Raw genomic sequence first — 16,953 nt, forward strand, 5'->3', positions numbered from 1 at the left:
TCCTGTGGTGCGGGATGTGCCGGTCAGGTGGTGCGCAGGTCCGCCCAGGCGGTCTCGTGGACCGTGAGGGTGACGGCCCCGCTCACCAGTGCGGCGGCGAGCAGGTACCAGGCCGGGGCGGTCAGGCTGCCGGTCGTCGACACCAGCAGCGTGGAGACCAGGGGTGCCGTTCCGCTGAACACGGCGGTGACCAGGGCGTGTGGGAAGGCCATGGCGGTCGTCCGGTTGCGGGCGGGGAACAGCTCCGCGTAGAGCGAGGGGACCACGCCGAGCCCGATCCCGACCGGTACCCAGAGCAGGAGCTGCCCGGCGAGGGCAGGCCAGAACCCGCCCGCGGCCAGCAGCAGGTATCCGGGGAAGGCGAACACGGCGAGCGAGGCCGCGGCGGCGAGCATCATCGGCCTGCGCCCGACGCGGTCGGACAGGTGGCCCGCCAGCAGCACGAACGACGCCCCGACGAGGGTGGCGACCAGCGCCGACCCGTACGCGACACCGGGCGGCTGCCGGACCACCACGAGCAGGTAGGACAGCACGAAACCCAGGACCGTGTAGGAACCGACGGCCACGGCGATCCCGATGCCGAAGACCTGCAGCATGGGCCGGATCGGCCGGGACGGCGGCGCCTGGACCGTCGTGCCCGCGGCGGCCTCCGCCTTCATCGCCCGGAAGGCCGGCGACTCCGTGGCCCGGCGGCGCAGGTAGCGACCGACCAGCAGCAGCGGCACGCTGAGCAGGAAGGTGAGTCGCCACCAGCCGTCGGACACACCCTGGGGTGTGACCACCGCGTTCAGCAGCACGACCACGCCGAGCCCGAGCGCGAAGCCGAGTGCGGCGGTGACGTAGGTGATGGAGCCGTACAGTCCGCGACGGCGGGGCCCGGCGATCTCGACGAGGTAGGTGGTGGCCGTCGCGAACTCACCGCCGATGGCCATGCCCTGTGCGATCCGCAGGACCACGAGCAGGACGGGCGCCGCCACCCCGATCGCGGCGTAGGTGGGGAGCAGGCCCATCCCGACGGTCGCCACGCCCATCAGCACGATGATCGCCACGAGCCCGGCCCGGCGGCCGCTGGAGTCGGCCAGCCGGCCGAACACGAGCGCCCCGACGGGCCGTGCGACGTACCCGACGGCGAAGACCGACAGGCCGGCGAGCAGGCTCGCCGACGCGCTGGTCGACGGGAAGAACAGCGGGCCCAGGACGCTGGCGAGCGTCGCGTAGACGGCGAAGTCGTACCACTCGAGCAGGTTGCCGATGGCGATCGCGGCGACCGCACGACGGCGACCTGCCGCGGTGGGCCGTGCGACCGCGGCGACGGTACCGGGCCGGGTGCTGCCGGCTGTGTTCTCGGCTGTGTTCTCGGCGGGGACGGTCATCGTGGAGCTCCTTTGCTCGCACTGCGGGGTGGGAGGTGCCGGTGGGGTCAGAACGCGGCGTCGAGCAGCGCGAGGATGTCGGCACGGGTCACGGGCCGGGGGCTGGCCGCGACCGCCGCGTCGCCCATGACGTGGTCGGCGATCCCGGGCAGCGCCTCGCGACGGCCCCCCGCGGCCGAGATCCGGTCCGGTACGCCCAGCCGGGTCACCAGGTCGCGGACCGCACCGATCGCGGCGTCCGCGGCGGCGTCGGCGGACAGGTCGCGCGTGTCGACACCCATCGCCTCGGCGACCAGCCGGAGGCGGGGCAGGGTCCGGGCCCTGGTGAACTCCATGACCGACGGCAGCATGATCGCCGAGGTCACTCCGTGGATCATGTCGAACTCGGCGGCGAGCTGGTGCCCGATGCCGTGGGACAGGCCCACGCCGACGTTGGTCAGACCGAAGATCGACAGCCAGGTACCGAGCAGGCACGCGGTCCGGGCCTGCTCGTCACCGGGATCCGTCGAGCTCGTCTCCAGGTTCTCGGAGAGCAGACGCAGGGCGCCCGCGCCGAGCGCGTCGGTCATCGGCATGTGCCGGGCGGAGAGGATGCCCTCCACCGCGTGGTCGACCGCGCGCATCCCGGACGCCGCCCACAGCCAGCCCGGTGTCCCGGCCGAGACCCACGGATCGAGGATCACGGCCCGGGGCTGGAGCTTCGGGCTGGTGTAGGCGTCCTTCGCGCGGGTCGCGTCGTCGGTCACCCCGCACAGCCCGGTGTGCTCCCCGCCGGACAGGGTGGTCGGCACGGCGACGTGCGGCACGACGTCACCCTCGAGCGGAGGCACCTCGTAGGTACTGGGGTAGGTGAACCGGACCCGGTGGTGGTCGAAGTCCTCGGGCCGCCGGATGTCGGCGCGCAGGGCCAGCGCGACCGCCTTGGCACAGTCGATCGGGGTGCCGCCGCCCACACTGAGCACGCAGTCCGCGCGGTTGTCCCGGGCCATCTCCGTGGCCTCGAGCACCGACGAGCGCGGCACGTGCTGGCGGGTCCGGGCGTAGACCCCGGCGATGGCCGGTCCGAGGCGGGCGTGCAGCGCCTCCTCGACCGGGCCGCCGGCCAGCGACCCGGAGAGGATCACCATCACCCGGCTGCCACCGACACCGGCGACCCGGCTGCTGATCTCGTCGAACGCGCCGGCCCCGTAGGTGACCGTGTCGACCGGCGGGACGAGGAAGGACGTCGGGCTCATGACGCTCCGTTCGGGCCCTGTGCTCAGGTGTGCGGGACCTTGTAGGTGAGGGCGGCGCCGGCGTCGACGGACAGGGTCGCCCCGGTGACGTAGCGGGCCTCGTCGGAGGCCAGCCACAGGACGGCGTTGCTCGCGTCGGCGACGTCCACCCACGGGACCGGCAGGGCGTTGAGCCCCTTCATCGCCTCGGCGGCGGCGGCCCGGTCGGGCTCGGCGAGACCGGGCGCGAAGGCCTGCAGGGTCGGCGGGTTGTCGATCATCGGGGTGTCCACCGTGGTGGTGTTCAGGGAGTTCACCCGGATCAGGTGCGGCGCGAGCTCGGCGGCGAGTGCCCGCATGAGACCGGTGACACCGTGCTTGGACGCCGTGTAGTGCGCGAGGTTCGGCAACGCGACGAGTCCCGCGACCGAGCTGGTCAGGATGATCGACCCGCCCTCCCGGCGCTCGATCATCGAGGGGACGACCGCCCGGACGGTCTTCCAGGTCCCGGTGAGGTTGACGTCGACCACGTCCTGCCACTGCTGTTCGGTCAGCTCCCAGGCGGGCCCGAAGCTGCCCACGCCGGCGTGCGCCACGACCACGTCGATGTGGCCGAAGCGATGCAGGGCCGCGTCGCGTGCCGACTCCAGCGCGGCGAGGTCACGGACGTCGGCCCGCACCCCCAGGACCCCGTGGCCGTGCTTCTCGACCAGGCGCGCGGTCTCCTCGAGGTCCTCGGGACCGGCGAGGGCATAGGGGACGCTGTCGATCGGGGCGGCATGGTCGACGACGACCACCGAGGCCCCCTCCTCGGCGAACCGGACGGCGTGCGCCCGGCCCTGCCCGCGGGCGGCGCCGGTGACGAACGCGACCTTGCCCGACAGCCGCCCGCTCACGGCCGGGCTCCGGGACGCTGTTCGGACGGCTCCATCGCGGTCTCCTGTCGGCGGTGGCAGGGGGTGATGGAGATCGACTCTGCTGCTCGGGCCGGGAGGACGGAAGTCACTGCTGATGGTGGTGGCGCGACCACCACCGGCGGACCGCGTCCGGCTGCGCGCCGGCGGTGGGGTGCGGCGAGGTCCGTGTGTCGGCGCGACCACCGACCACCCCCGCCGGACCCCGCTGCGAGAGCCCGCTCCACCGGTACCAGGGCGACGGCGACGACGGCACGCATCTCGGCCGCGGTCGCACCGCCACGGCTCAGCACGGCGAGTGCGTGGTCGGTCGCGGCGCAGCCGGCCCTGACCCGGCCCGCTGCGGGGCGACGAAGCTCCGGTGCCGGGTTCCGGGTGCGGAGGCCCGCTCCCCCGGTCGGCGCCCGCCCGGTCCCGCACCGCGGTGGCCGCCGCAGGTCCGCACCCCGCCTTGACACCGGGGTACCGCCCGGGTTGTGTCGGGTCCGCAGGCCCGCCCGCCGGCAGAGGTCGGGTCGGCGACACCACAGCACCGTCCGGCCGTCGGTGCGGGTGGTGGCGCCACGGGACGAGGGAGGACCGGATGTTCGTCGCCGTCCGGCGTCGCCACGTGGACTTCGTGCGCACCTCGGGGGCGTGCTGTCGGGGCTGACCACAGCCCGTTCCCCGACCGCACGACCGAAGGACCCTCATGCCCGCCACATCCCGCGGCACCGCCGCGCCCGCTCCCGGTACCGGCCGACCGGCGCGGCCCGCCCGCACGGTGCCGGCTACCGTGCCCCCGGCGCACGGCGCCGGTGTCCCCGCCCGCGTCCGGCCCCTCCGGCTCCGGGGGTCGCGGTGAGCGCCCGTCCGCCCCGCACGCTCCGCACGGTGACCGGAGCCGGCGGCGTGGCGGAGACCTACGACCTCGCCCTGGACCCCGGGCGGTCCACCCTGGACACCGCGGTGCGGGTCGCCGGGCTCGCCGAGGCCGCCCGGATCGACGCCCTGTTCACCGCGGACCTGCTCCGCTTCGGCGCCCAGGGCGCGATCGGGTCCCAGGAGCCGCTCGTGTTCGTGTCCGCGCTGAGCCAGGTGACCTCGCGCATCGGGCTCATCGCGACGGTCTCCACGACCTTCCACCACCCGTACAACCTGGCCCGCCTGTTCGGCACGCTCGACCACGTGTCGAACGGGCGCGCGGCCTGGAACCTGGTCACGTCGTCGCTCGGCGAGGAGAACTTCGGACCCGGCGGGCTGCCCGGCCCCGAGGACCGGTACGCCCGCGCCGCCGAGACCCTCGAGGTCGTCAACGCGCTGTGGGACAGCTGGGACGCCGACGCGCTCTCCCGGGGCCCGGACGGGCGGGCGGTGCTGCATCCCGAGCGGGTGCACCCGATCGACCACACCGGCCGGTTCTTCGACGTGGCGGGCCCGCTCAACATCCCGCCGCTGCCGCAGGGGCGCCCGGTACAGATCCAGGCCGGGCAGTCCGAGGCGGGCCGGGCACTCGGCGCGCGCTACGCCGAGGTGGTCTTCACCTCGCTGCCCACCCTGGACATCGCCCTGGACTTCACCCGCGCGATCCGCGCCGAGGCCGGCAGGCTCGGACGGCCCGGCGGACTCCCCCTGATCTTCAGCTCGTTCCACGCCACCTACGGCGCCACCGAGGAGGAGGCCCTGCGGGCGGTGCGCGCGCGGCGGGAGGCGATCGACTTCGACCGCGGCCGCGCGCAGGTGGCCGACATGCTCGGTGGGATCGAGCCCACCGCGTTGGCCGAGCTGCCGCTCGACGCGCCGATCCCCGAGTCCCTGCTGCCCGACGTCCGGTCGGTGCACCGGCGCCGCGGGCGGGTGGACATCTTCGCCCGCTACGTCCGGGAGGGGTACACCCTGCGCGAGCTGGTGATCGCGGCACAGGACACCGGGCACTGGGCCGCCGCGGGCACCCCCGAGCAGCTCGCCGACGCCGTCGAGGAGCGGTTCCGGGCCGGTGTCCTCGACGTCATCTCGCTGCAGGGGCTGGCCGACCCCCGGCAGCACGAGTTCGTCGTGGACGGCCTGCTCCACGAGCTGCGCCGCCGCGGGATCGTCGCCGACGACTACTCCGGGACGACGCTGCGCGAGAACCTCGGTCTGCCCGTTCCCGTCCCGCGGGCACGCCGGATCGCGCCGACGGGGTGAGACCGGGTCCGTGCCGGGGTACGGGGGCGGCACGGCCCCGGACTCCCTCCGCACGCCGGCACCCGACCCGTGGCGGCGGCCCGTATCGTCACCGGCCGTGAGTGCCGTGTCGTCCGGGACGTCGTCCGGGGAGCCGAAGCAGTCCGGGAAGCCGTCCCGGGCGACCCCGGTCGTCGCCGGCGCCGCTGCCGTGCTGCTCGTCGCCCAGCAGGTGCCGGGCCTGGTCCACCGGGGCGGGACGGCGGTGCCGGTGCTGCCGGTCGGCCTGTGGCGCGGCTGGCTCCCGCTTGTCCTGGCCGGACTCGTGCTCCTGGCGGCCTCCGCGGTGCGGGGCCGGCGCCACCCGGGCCCGGCCAGCACCGCCGGACGGGTGGTGGGACTGGTACTGGCGCTCGGCCCGGCGACGCTGCTGGCCTACCGCGGCCGGCTGGTGGACCCGCTGGCCGTGTTCACGCTGGGGGCCGACCCGTCACCGCGGGCATGGCCGGTGATCGACCTGGTGCTGGGGACCGTGCTGGCGGTGGCGCTCCTGGTGACCGTGGCGGTCACCCTGCTCAGGAGCGGTGCAGCGGGTCGATCCACGGCACGTGCTCGGGCTGCTCGACGCCGGTGATGTCGAGGTTCACCACGACCGGCTCCTGACCGGAGCGGGTCAGCACGCACTCCAGCGGCTCGTCGTCGAGGGCGTTGATCTCCTGGTGCGGCACCCACGGCGGCACGAAGATGAACCCGCCGGGCCCGGCCTCGGCGGTGAACTCCAGGTTCTCGCCCCACCTCATGCGGGCCCGGCCGCGCACGACGTAGATGACGCTCTCCAGCTCACCGTGGTGGTGCGCGCCGGTGCGGGCGCCGGGGTGGATGGTGACGGTGCCCGCCCACAGCCGCTGCGCCCCGACCCGGTCCCCGGTGACCGCCGCGGCCCGGTGCATGCCCGGGGTCTGCGGGGTGTTCGTGTCGAGCATGTCGCCGGGGATGACGCGGACGCCGTCGTGGCGCCAGTCGGTGCTCATGGACCGACCCTAGCCGCGGTCCGCGCGGAACCGGAACGACCGCGCCCCCAGCTCGGTCGCCGCACCCGCGAGCCCGGCGGCACCGAGGCGTCGTGGCAACGTCGCCGGGTCGACGAGGGTCATGGTGTCGCCGACGTGGATCGCCCGGAACCGCAGCGTCGCCCGGGAGTCGATCCCGGCGAACGTCCCGCCGGGGCGCAGCACCCGTGCCGCCTCGCCGAAGAGCCGGTCCTGCTCCCCCGGTGTCGGTACGTGGTGCAGCATCGTGAAGCAGACGACGGCGTCGAAGCTGTCGTCCGGGAACGGGAGTGCCGCGCCGTCGCCGTGCCGGACGTCGACGCCGAGCTCCGGTCCGAGCCCGGTGCGCAGGTCCGCGGCCAGTACCGGATCGACCTCCACCGCGGTGAGCGCCCCGGCACGGGGCGCGAGCCAGCGGGTGGTGACGCCGTAGCCGGGCCCGATCTCCAGCACCTCGCCGCCCAGGTCGACGTCACGGGTGGCCCACGGCAGCGTCGTGCCGTGCATCCGGTCGGCCCAGGAGTCGGAGCGGCAGATCCGTCGGTGCAGAGCGTTCATCGCCATGGCGGCGACGCTAGGTCCGGCCCGGCGGTGGCCGGGAGTCGGTAGTCTGCCGGATCGTGTCGCGTTCCGGCCTGCCCGGCCACGTGCCGGACGTCCCGGGTGCCGCCGTGCTCGTCTCGCGCATCGCGCTGGACCGTGGGCACGCGTTCGGTGAGCACAGCCATCCCGCACACCAGCTGGCCTGGGCGGCAGCCGGGGTCCTGCGGGTGACCGTCGGCGACACCAGCTGGGTCCTGGGCCCGGGGCGGGCCCTGTGGCTGCCGGCCGGGGTCGCGCACACCACCGCCGCCACCGAGACCGCGGCGATGCGCGGGGTCTACCTGTGGCCCGACCGGTGCCCGATCGGCTGGGACACCCCCTGCGTCCTCGCCGTCGAGCCGCTGGTCGCCGCGCTGCTGGAGCACCTGGCCGAGCCGGGACCGGCGACGCCGGCGCGGGCCCGCGCCGAGGGGGTGCTGTTCGACCGGCTCGTCCCCGCCCGCGATGCCGGCGGGCCGGGAGCGGCGATCCGGCTGGTCGTCCCGGCCGACCCACGGGCCCGTACGGTCGCGCTGGCGCTGCTCGGCGACCCGGCCGACGACCGGGACCTCGCGGCCTGGGGGCGTGCGGTCGGTGCCGGGGAGCGCACCCTGTCGCGGCTGTTCCGGGACGGCACCGGTGTCGGCCCCGGCCGCTGGCGCACGCTGGCCCGGATGCGGCTCGCGCTGGAGCTCCTGGCCGCGGGACGGCCGGTCGGCGCGGTCGCCCGGCACGTCGGCTACGCCACGCCCAGCGCGTTCGTCGCCGCGTTCCGCCGGGAGACGGGGACGACGCCGTCGGCGGTGCTGCGCCGGGCAGGCGCAGCACCGCCGGGGGTCAGCCCGCGGTGAGCAGGCTCAGCGCGAACCGGTCGTCGGGGTCGGTCCAGCGCCGGGTGGTGGTGAAGCCCGCGGCGGCGGCGGCCCCGTCGACGGTCGCCGGGGTGAACTTCGCCGAGATCTCGGTCGCGAGCTCCTCCCCCGCGGCGAAGTCGACGTCGAGGTCCAGGTCGGCGATCCGGACCCGCATGTCCCGGGTGGCGCGCAGCCGCATCTCGATCCAGGAGTTCTCCGCGTCCCACACGGCGACGTGGTCGAACGCGCCGACGTCGAAGGTCGCGTCGAGCTCGCGGTTGAGCACGTGCAGCACGTTGCGGTTGAACTCCGCGGTGACCCCGGCCGCGTCGTCGTAGGCGGGGACCATCACGGCCGGGTCGGTCACCAGCCCGGTACCGAGCAGCAGCTGCTCACCGGGCTGCAGCACCGACCGGACGTGGCGCAGGAAGTCCTGCCGCGGCCCGGGCATCAGGTTGCCGATGGTGCCGCCGAGGAAGGCGATCATCCGCTTGCCCCCGGAGTCGGCGCCGGGGAGCCGGTCCAGGTCACGGGTGAAGTCGCCGACCACCCCGTGCAGCTCCAGCTCCGGGTAGTCGCGGTGCAGCTCGTCGATGGCGCCGCGCAGCGCGGACTCGCTGACGTCCTGCGGGACGTAGCGGCGCAGCGTCCCCGCGCGGGCGAACGCGTCGAGCAGCAGCCGGGTCTTGGTCGAGGACCCCGACCCCAGCTCGACGACGGTGTCCGCCCCCGAGGCGCGGGCGATGTCGTCCACGGAGTCGGCGAGCAGCGCCCGCTCGGTGCGGAACGGGTAGTACTCGGGCAGCTCGGTGATCCGCTCGAACAGCTCGGACCCGCGGGCGTCGTAGAACCACTTGGGCGGCAGCTCCTTGGGCGACGCGGCGAACCCGCGGCGCACGTCGGACCGCAGCGCGGTGCCCGCATCGGATTCGGAGAGGTGGACGTCCAGCTGGATGGCGCCGGGAGTGCTCACGGAGCTCCTAAGAGGTCGCGCGGATTGGTTGGTGATCATGGACGTCGTGCAGGTCGGGCGTTCCAGCGGTGTGTGGTCCAGGCCTGCCGAATCAAGCTACGGAGTGTGACGATCGTGTCGGCGAGGTCGAAGAACGCGTCGACGACGATTTCTCGTCGTTCGTAGCAGCGCTGCAGCCGGTTGAAGCTGTTGTGCCAAGCGTTGGTCCGCTCGACGTGCCAGCGGCGGGTGGCCTGGATCGGCGCTTTCTCACCCTTGTGCGCGATCTCGCCGTGCAGGCCTCGTTCGGCCAGCGTGTCGCGGGTCTTGCCGGAGTCATAGCCGGCGTCGAGGTGCACGGTGATGTCGTCGGGCAGCGGGCCGAGAGCATCGAGGCGGTCGAGGGTGGGGCCCAGTAGCGGGGAGTCGTGCCGGTTGGCTCCGGCCAGGACTCGGCCCAGCGGGATGCCGTATCCCTCGACGAGCACCGAACGTTTCATACCCTGTTTGCGCCGGTCCACCGGCGACGGACCGGCGACCTCGCCGCCGCCGGGGGCCTTGGTGATGGCGCCATCGACGGCGATGTCGTGCAGCAGCAGACCGACGATGCGGTCGTAGGCGTCCAGGACGATCCGACGCAGCTGGGCGAAGACCCCGAGCCTGATCCACTCGTCACGACGATCGCGGATGGTGGTCGCCGAGCAGGTGCTGTCAGCGATGCCCTCATACGAGCAGCCGAACCGCAGTACCTGCAGGAGCTTGTCGAACACGATCCGATCCGCGATCCGGCGGCGATGGCAGCCCAGCGGATGGGTGGGATCGAACTCGTCTCGATGAGGCAGCAGCGCGGTGAACTGGTCCCACAACGGCTCGGTCAGCCATGATGGCAGGGTGGGCACGCGGCCTCCAGACGATCACGAAGCGTAGATAACTTCATGATCGGCAGGCCCGTACCCGCCCTCGCCCCCAGACACTCGACCGCGGCCAAGCTGTGACCAATCCGCGCGACCTCTAAGAGGTCGCGCGGATTGGTTGGTGATCATGGACGTCGTGCAGGTCGGGCGTTCCAGCGGTGTGTGGTCCAGGCCTGCCGAATCAAGCTACGGAGTGTGACGATCGTGTCGGCGAGGTCGAAGAACGCGTCGACGACGATTTCTCGTCGTTCGTAGCAGCGCTGCAGCCGGTTGAAGCTGTTGTGCCAAGCGTTGGTCCGCTCGACGTGCCAGCGGCGGGTGGCCTGGATCGGCGCTTTCTCACCCTTGTGCGCGATCTCGCCGTGCAGGCCTCGTTCGGCCAGCGTGTCGCGGGTCTTGCCGGAGTCATAGCCGGCGTCGAGGTGCACGGTGATGTCGTCGGGCAGCGGGCCGAGAGCATCGAGGCGGTCGAGGGTGGGGCCCAGTAGCGGGGAGTCGTGCCGGTTGGCTCCGGCCAGGACTCGGCCCAGCGGGATGCCGTATCCCTCGACGAGCACCGAACGTTTCATACCCTGTTTGCGCCGGTCCACCGGCGACGGACCGGCGACCTCGCCGCCGCCGGGGGCCTTGGTGATGGCGCCATCGACGGCGATGTCGTGCAGCAGCAGACCGACGATGCGGTCGTAGGCGTCCAGGACGATCCGACGCAGCTGGGCGAAGACCCCGAGCCTGATCCACTCGTCACGACGATCGCGGATGGTGGTCGCCGAGCAGGTGCTGTCAGCGATGCCCTCATACGAGCAGCCGAACCGCAGTACCTGCAGGAGCTTGTCGAACACGATCCGATCCGCGATCCGGCGGCGATGGCAGCCCAGCGGATGGGTGGGATCGAACTCGTCTCGATGAGGCAGCAGCGCGGTGAACTGGTCCCACAACGGCTCGGTCAGCCATGATGGCAGGGTGGGCACGCGGCCTCCAGACGATCACGAAGCGTAGATAACTTCATGATCGGCAGGCCCGTACCCGCCCTCGCCCCCAGACACTCGACCGCGGCCAAGCTGTGACCAATCCGCGCGACCTCTAAATCGTGACTCTCGTGGTGGCCCGGTCGGGCCACCACCAGGTGCCGGTCGGGCACCCGGGTCCAGTCGGGGAACGCGTGGGTGGGCTCGGAGGCGACGGTGACCGCGTCGGGGGTGGTGCGCACGGCCAGGGCGTGCCGCCAGGCGGTCGCCCAGACCGTCGTACCGTCGGTGAGCAGCAGGTTCAGCCGCGAGCCGGGCGCGGTCCGCTCGGTGTCCGCGCAGACCCGGGCCAGCAGGTCGGCGGGGTCGGCCCCGTCGGCGAGCCCGCGCCGGACCAGCGCCCACAGCAGCGCCGCGTCGGTCGGGGCGTCGAGGGTCATCAGGTCGGTCACCGGCAGCGTGGCGGCGGCCGCGGCGAGCGAGTCCGGCCAGCCGCGGACGACGCCGTTGTGGCTGAACAGCCACCGCCCGTCGGTGAACGGGGCGGGCGCGGTCGCCGTCACCGGCATCCCGACCGTCGCCGAACGGACGGCGGCGAGCACCGCGCCCGAGGTCGTCGCCCCCGCCAGCGCCGCGAACGAGGTGTCCGACCACAGCGGGACCGCGGACCGGACCCGCACCGGCGCCTGTGCGCCGGGCGGGTACCAGCCGGTGCCGTGACCGTCGGCGTTGATCGTGCCGCCGCCGCGCATGTCGGCCGGGGCGTAGGACTGCGCGAGCAGCCCGTGCTCCGGCTCCAGGATCAGCGACGCCAGCGTGGCCGGCGGTCCCAGGTACGCCAGGTGCCTACACACCGGCGTCGCGGGCCAGCCGGAACCCCGAGAAGATCTGCCGGCGGACCGGGTGGTCCCAGTTGCGGAAGGTCGCCCGGATCGCGGCCGGATCGGTGCCGAAGGAACCGCCGCGCAGCACCGCGTAGTCCCCGCCGAAGAACACCTCGGAGTACTCCGGGTACGGGAACACGGTGAACCCGGGGTAGGGGTGCCAGCCGGAGTCGCACCACTCCCAGACGTCGCCGACCATCTGCTGGACGCCGAGCGCGGAGGCGCCCGCCGGGTAGGCGCCGACCGGGGCCGGCTGCAGGTGCCGCTGGCCGAGGTTGGCGTGCTCGGCGCGGGGCTCGTCGTCTCCCCACGGGAAGCGCCGCGACCGGCCGGTCGCCGGGTCGTACCGGGCGGCCTTCTCCCACTCGGCCTCGGTGGGCAGCCGCTTGCCCACCCAGCGGGCGTAGGCCTGTGCCTCGTGGAAGGACACGTGCACCACCGGCTCGTCGTCGGGCAGCCGCTCGAGGACGCCGAACCGGCGCCGCCACCAGGTGCCGTCGCTGTCCCGGGACCAGAACCGCGGTGCGACGAGCTCGTCGGCGGTGCGCGCCGCCCAGCCCGCGTCGGTCCACAGCCGCGGGTCGTCGTAGCCGCCGGCGTCGACGAACGCGGCGAACGCGCCGTTGGTCACCGGGTGCACGTCGATCCGGAAGGCCGGCAGGTCCACCACGTGCGCGGGCCGCTCGTTGTCCAGCGCCCACGGCTCGGCCGAGGTGCCCATCTCGAACGGCCCCGCCGGGACCAGGACCTCCGCGGCCCGGTCGACCGCGCCGGCCGGGCGGGGCGGCGGCGCGGCGTCGAGCACCGGGCCGCCCGCGCGGAGCTGGTGGGTGGCGAGCATGGTCTCGTCGTGCTGCTGCTCGTGCTGCACGATCATGCCGAACGCGAAGCCCTCGGCCTCCAACCGGCGACCGCGCAGGGGGCTGCGGTGCAGCGCGTCGAGAGCCTTGTCGCGGACCTCGGCGACGTAGCCGCGGGCCTCGGCGGGGGTCAGCAGCGGCAGCTGCACCCGCGAGGAGCGGGAGTGCTGGAACGCGTCGTAGAGGCCGTCGATCTCCGGGCGCAGCGGCTCGCGGCCGCCCACGTCGCGGACGAGCCACAGCTCCTCCATCGACCCGATGTGGGCGAGGTCCCAGACCAGCGGCGACATCAGCGGGGAGTGCTGGGCCTGCATCTCACCGTCGTCGAGAGAGGTGAGCGCGGTGCTGCGGCCCCGCGAGCGCTCCAGCAGGGCGGCGACCCGGGTGCGCATGGTCTCCGGGCTCTCCCCGGGCGTCGCGGGCCCGGTCAGGGGTCCGGTCGGAACGGTGGGGTCGGCGGTCATGCCACGTCCTCCTCGGCGGCTCGGGTGGTCCGGGTGGTGGCGTCACCGGGTCGGCCGGGTTCTCGACCGGTCCGGGTGTGCTAGGTGGGTGCGGGCAGGTACAGCCCCGGCGGGAACGGGTCGGCGACCGGGCCCGCGTCGCGCTCGGCCGGGTCGGCCTCGTCGGCGGGGCAGCGGCCGCGCAGGACCCGCTGCTCGGTGACCTCGCGCAGCCGGTCCAGCAGCGGCCCGGGGGCGGTGGTCAGCGGGTGCGGGCCTGCCCCGAGCACCTCGTGGGCCAGGGGGAAGACCTCCGCCGCGGCGGCGGCGAGGCCGGGGTGGTCCAGGCCGTCGCGGGCGGCGGCGACCCACGCGTCGCGGACCGGCTCGCAGGCCGCGCGGACCCGGTCGACGACGGTGTCGGTGGTCAGCGCGAGCAGCACCGCGGCGGGCAGCGCCCAGTCCTGGCCGGGCTGGCCGTCCACGTAGCGGACCTCCAGGTAGCCCTGCGGGCGTACCGGCGGGAACAGTGTGGACACGTGGTAGTCCAGGTCGGCCTGGGTCGGCGGCCGGTCCAGCACGCCGCCCCGGGCGAGCCCGGACACCCAGTCGGCGAAGGTCACCCCGGCCGGCACGGCCCAGCTCCCGGTGCCACGCACGCACAGCAGCGGGGTGGCGAGCACCCGGCGTGCCCAGAGTGCGGCCGGGTCCGTGCCGGGCGTCGGGGCGGGCGGGGGCGCGGTGCGCACCGGGTCCAGGCTCAGCCAGCAGGCCTGCCGGGAGGACTTCCACCCGGTGCGGCGCCCGTGCTGCACCGGCGAGTTCGCGAACGCGGCGAGCAGCACCGGGCCCAGCTCGTGCAGCACCGCCCAGCGCTCGGCGATCCGGTCGGCCGGGCCGGCGTCCAGGCTGACCTGCACCGCCGAGGTGGAGCACATGCCGCTGCGACCGTGCGGGCCGACGCCGTCGAACACGCACTCCATGGCCGCGTAGCGGGGCAGGTCGAGCAGCCGCCGGGCGGGTCGGACCGGGTCCGCGGCGCGTGCGTGCGGGTGCAGCCCGTGGCGGGCGAGCAGGTGGTGCAGGTGCGCGGCGTCGCCCGTGAGGTCGTCGACGAGGGCGGTGAGGGACGCCGCGGGGGCGCTGGAGATCTCGACCTGGCCGCCGGGTTCGACGGTGACGGTGCCCCCGCCGGGCAGCGGGGTCGCGTGCGAGGCGGGGTCCAGGGAGGCCGGGGTGTGCGGGCCGAGCGCGGCCCGCAGGGCGTCGAGGTCCACCGGTGCGGCCGGGTCCGCCGGCCGGTGGAGCATCCATTCGGTCTCGACACCGACGAGTGCCGGGGGCCCGTGTTTGAAGCAGACCGAGGCGACGTAGGCCTCGGCCTCTCCCACGGTGCGGAGCACCCCGTCGGTGCTCTGGTGGTCCAGGGTCACCCGGTCGACGCTACCCCCGGGGTGTGACACCCGCACGCGTTGCAACGACCGGCTCGCATCACACGCGTCGCACCTTGCAGTACACACGTACTGCAATAATGGGGGCATGCCCCGTGTCAGCACCGACCAGCTCGCCGCCCGCCGGCAGCAGATCCTCACCGGTGCCCGGACCTGCTTCGCCGACCACGGCTACGAGGGCGCCACCGTCCGCCGGCTCGAGGAGTACACCGGGCTGTCCCGGGGCGCGATCTTCCACTACTTCCGGGACAAGGAGGCGCTGTTCCTGGCCCTCGCCGAGCAGGACGCCACCCGGATGGCCGACGTCGTCGCCGAACAGGGCCTGGTGCAGGTCATGCGCGACCTGCTGCGCGACGGCTCGGACCGCAGCTGGCTCGGCACCCGGCTGGAGGTGTCGCGGCGGCTGCGCACCGAGCCGGAGTTCCGCGCCCGCTGGCAGGAGCACTCCGGCGCGCTGACCTCGGCGACCCGGGCCCGGCTGGAGCGTCAGGCCGCCGCCGGGGCGCTGCGCGACGACGTGCCGGTCCCGGTGCTGGCCCAGTACCTGGAGCTGGTGCTGGAGGGTCTGGTCTCGCACCTGGCGATGGGGCTCCCCGCCGACGACCTCGGCCCGGTGCTGGACCTGGTGGAGAACGCCGTCCGCGCGCCGCTGATGCGCTGACCGGCCACGGCCGACATGATCGGCCCCATGCCGTTTCCCTTCCACCCGGCGGGCGACGACCCCGTGCCCGCCGCCGTCCGCGGGTTCGCCCGGGCCCACGCCGACCTCGTCACGCTGCACGAGGACCCGATCCACCTGGTCGCACGGCACCGGGCGCCCGGCCGACGGGTCGGGCTGGTCTCCGGCGGGGGCTCCGGCCACGAGCCGCTGCACGCCGGGTTCCTCGGCCGCGGCATGCTCGACGCCGTCGCCCCCGGCCCGGTGTTCACCTCCCCGCACAACAAGGCCGTGCTGCACGCCTCCCGGGCCGCCGCGGGCCCCGAGGGGGTGGTGCACATCGTGAAGAACTACACCGGCGACCGCATCAACTTCGGGATCGCCGCCGAACGGCTGCGGATGGAGGGCGTCGACGTCGCCCGGGTCCTGGTCGACGACGACCTGGCCACCGACGGCCTCGACACCGCCACCGGGCGCCGCGGGACCGGGGCGACCGTGGTCGTCGAGAAGATCCTCGGCGCGGCCGCCGACGGCGGCGCCGGGCTCACCGAGGTCGCGACGCTCGGGGCCGAGGTCGCCGCCGCCTCGCGCAGCCTCGCCGTCGCCTCCCGCGCCCAGAGCTCGGCCCGCACCGGGGAGCCCGCGTTCGCCCTCGACGGGCAGCTCGACTACGGCGTCGGCATCCACGGCGAACGTGCCCGGCGCTCGATCGACCGGCCGTCCACCGAGGACCTCGTGGAGCGGATGGTCGGCGAGATCGTCGACGGCCTGCCCGCCCCGGCCCCGTCCGGCGACGCCGGCGTCGTGCTCGTCGTCAACGGGATGGGCGGTACCGCGCTGCTGGAGCTCTACGTGCTGGCCGAACTCGCCTCCGCCGCGCTGGAGCGGCGTGGGCTGGACCGGGCGGGCCTGCTCGTCGGCACCTTCGTGCCCGCCCTGGACATGGCCGGGTTCTCGCTGACCCTGACCCGGATGCGCCCCGCGTGGACGAGCCTGTGGTCGGCCCCGGCACAGACGGCCGCCTTCCCCCGGACGGAGACATCGTGACCGACCAGCCGCTGGACCAGGACGCCGTGCTGACCCGGTTCGCCCGGGCCGTCACCGACGGCCACGGGACGCTCACCGACCTCGACCAGCACTCCGGCGACGGCGACTACGGCGACAACCTGCGCGCCGGGGTCCGGCTCGCCGTCGCGCTGGCGCAGCGCGGGCCGCAACGCGGGTTCGGTGCGCTCGGCGAGGTCTTCCTCGACGAGGTCGGTGGCACCAGCGGTCCGCTGCTGGGCCTGCTGTTCTCCGAGGTCGCCCGCGCCCTGGCCCACGGCCCGGCCGACGCGGCGTCGTTCGCGGCCGGCGCCCGGGCCGGGCTGACCGCGATCCAGCGGGTCGGCGAGGCCGAGGTGGGTGACCGGACGATGGTCGACGCGCTGGCCCCGGCGGTGACCGCGCTGGGCCGCGACGGGTACGCCGCCGCCGCGGCCGCCGCCCTCGACGGCGCGGAGCGGACCGCGGACCTCTCGGCACGGCACGGGCGTGCGTCCTACCTGGGCGACCGGGCGAAGGGGGCACCCGACCCCGGTGCGGTCGGCGTCGCGCTGCTGTTCGCCGCGGTCGCCGAGGTCGCCGAGCCCGGGGCCGAGGTGGCGGACCCGCTGGCGGGCCGCTCCTGATCCCGGTGGCCCCGGGCCGGGCGGA

17 protein-coding genes are annotated in these 16,953 nt (G+C 74.6%); 6 read left to right on the forward strand and 11 right to left on the reverse strand.

Features of this window, described 5'->3' with window-relative positions; all coding sequences use genetic code 11:
• Positions 1–23: 23 nt before the first annotated feature.
• From KPF47_RS18585 to KPF47_RS18595, 3 genes are read right to left on the reverse strand one after another with little or no spacing between them, the layout of a single operon-like run.
• Positions 24–1,373 (reverse strand): MFS transporter, encoded by a 1,350-nt coding sequence (locus KPF47_RS18585; RefSeq protein ID WP_224390025.1) that lies wholly within the window; start codon positions 1,371–1,373, stop codon positions 24–26.
• A 47-nt stretch (positions 1,374–1,420) separates the two neighbouring features.
• Positions 1,421–2,608, reverse strand: a complete 1,188-nt coding sequence (locus KPF47_RS18590) for an iron-containing alcohol dehydrogenase (RefSeq protein ID WP_224390026.1) — start codon at positions 2,606–2,608, stop codon at positions 1,421–1,423.
• Positions 2,609–2,631: 23 nt separating this feature from the next.
• On the reverse strand, positions 2,632–3,483 hold the full coding sequence (locus KPF47_RS18595) for a mycofactocin-coupled SDR family oxidoreductase (protein ID WP_224390027.1): 852 nt from the start codon (positions 3,481–3,483) through the stop codon (positions 2,632–2,634).
• A gap of 891 nt (positions 3,484–4,374) precedes the next feature.
• Between KPF47_RS18595 and KPF47_RS18600 the strand changes: the two genes are divergently transcribed.
• Both KPF47_RS18600 and KPF47_RS18605 read left to right on the forward strand, forming a co-directional pair.
• The gene (locus tag KPF47_RS18600) at positions 4,375–5,667 is read left to right on the forward strand and encodes an NtaA/DmoA family FMN-dependent monooxygenase (protein WP_224390028.1); all 1,293 of its coding nucleotides are present in this window, start codon (positions 4,375–4,377) and stop codon (positions 5,665–5,667) included.
• 97 nt (positions 5,668–5,764) lie between these two features.
• Positions 5,765–6,280: a hypothetical protein gene (locus KPF47_RS18605; RefSeq protein WP_224390029.1), complete on the forward strand. Its 516-nt coding sequence runs from the start codon at positions 5,765–5,767 to the stop codon at positions 6,278–6,280.
• Here the strand turns inward: KPF47_RS18605 and KPF47_RS18610 are convergent.
• Entirely contained in the window at positions 6,222–6,677 is a 456-nt protein-coding gene (locus KPF47_RS18610) for a cupin domain-containing protein (protein ID WP_224390030.1), read from the reverse strand. The genes KPF47_RS18605 and KPF47_RS18610 overlap by 59 nt on opposite strands.
• 9 nt (positions 6,678–6,686) lie before the next feature.
• Positions 6,687–7,259: a class I SAM-dependent methyltransferase gene (locus KPF47_RS39725; protein ID WP_305080448.1), complete on the reverse strand. Its 573-nt coding sequence runs from the start codon at positions 7,257–7,259 to the stop codon at positions 6,687–6,689.
• A 56-nt stretch (positions 7,260–7,315) separates the two neighbouring features.
• Between KPF47_RS39725 and KPF47_RS18620 the strand changes: the two genes are divergently transcribed.
• Positions 7,316–8,128, forward strand: coding sequence for an AraC family transcriptional regulator (locus tag KPF47_RS18620; RefSeq protein ID WP_224390031.1), 813 nt, complete (start codon positions 7,316–7,318; stop codon positions 8,126–8,128).
• Here KPF47_RS18620 and egtD read toward each other — a convergent pair.
• The 6 genes from egtD to egtA form a co-directional block, all read right to left on the reverse strand.
• Entirely contained in the window at positions 8,115–9,104 is a 990-nt protein-coding gene (gene egtD, locus KPF47_RS18625; RefSeq protein ID WP_224390032.1) for an L-histidine N(alpha)-methyltransferase, read from the reverse strand. The two genes, KPF47_RS18620 and egtD, sit on opposite strands and share 14 nt — an antisense overlap.
• Before the next feature lie 35 nt (positions 9,105–9,139).
• Entirely contained in the window at positions 9,140–9,982 is an 843-nt protein-coding gene (locus tag KPF47_RS18630; RefSeq protein WP_224386276.1) for an IS5 family transposase, read from the reverse strand.
• Positions 9,983–10,122: 140 nt separating this feature from the next.
• Complete coding sequence (locus KPF47_RS18635) at positions 10,123–10,965, reverse strand: IS5 family transposase (RefSeq protein WP_224386276.1); 843 nt, start codon at positions 10,963–10,965, stop codon at positions 10,123–10,125.
• On the reverse strand, positions 10,941–11,816 hold the full coding sequence (egtC, locus tag KPF47_RS18640) for an ergothioneine biosynthesis protein EgtC (RefSeq protein WP_224390033.1): 876 nt from the start codon (positions 11,814–11,816) through the stop codon (positions 10,941–10,943). Before egtC ends, KPF47_RS18635 begins: the two co-directional genes overlap by 25 nt.
• A complete protein-coding gene (gene egtB, locus KPF47_RS18645) occupies positions 11,809–13,098 on the reverse strand; it encodes an ergothioneine biosynthesis protein EgtB (RefSeq protein WP_374108870.1) in 1,290 nt (429 codons plus the stop codon). The genes egtC and egtB overlap by 8 nt, the downstream gene beginning before the upstream one ends.
• Positions 13,099–13,250: 152 nt before the next feature.
• A complete protein-coding gene (egtA, locus tag KPF47_RS18650; RefSeq protein WP_224390035.1) occupies positions 13,251–14,582 on the reverse strand; it encodes an ergothioneine biosynthesis glutamate--cysteine ligase EgtA in 1,332 nt (443 codons plus the stop codon).
• Between the two features lie 106 nt (positions 14,583–14,688).
• Between egtA and KPF47_RS18655 the strand changes: the two genes are divergently transcribed.
• Genes KPF47_RS18655 through KPF47_RS18665 form a run of 3 tightly spaced genes read left to right on the forward strand, consistent with a single transcriptional unit; the run spans position 14,689 to position 16,928 of the window.
• The gene (locus KPF47_RS18655) at positions 14,689–15,261 is read left to right on the forward strand and encodes a TetR/AcrR family transcriptional regulator (protein WP_224390036.1); all 573 of its coding nucleotides are present in this window, start codon (positions 14,689–14,691) and stop codon (positions 15,259–15,261) included.
• 27 nt (positions 15,262–15,288) lie between these two features.
• Positions 15,289–16,305, forward strand: coding sequence for a dihydroxyacetone kinase subunit DhaK (locus KPF47_RS18660; protein ID WP_224390037.1), 1,017 nt, complete (start codon positions 15,289–15,291; stop codon positions 16,303–16,305).
• On the forward strand, positions 16,302–16,928 hold the full coding sequence (locus KPF47_RS18665) for a DAK2 domain-containing protein (protein ID WP_224390038.1): 627 nt from the start codon (positions 16,302–16,304) through the stop codon (positions 16,926–16,928). The genes KPF47_RS18660 and KPF47_RS18665 overlap by 4 nt, the downstream gene beginning before the upstream one ends.
• Positions 16,929–16,953: the final 25 nt, after the last annotated feature.

The sequence above is a fragment of the Pseudonocardia sp. ICBG1293 genome (genome assembly GCF_020131355.1).
In the GTDB taxonomy this organism is placed as follows: Bacteria; Actinomycetota; Actinomycetes; order Mycobacteriales; family Pseudonocardiaceae; genus Pseudonocardia.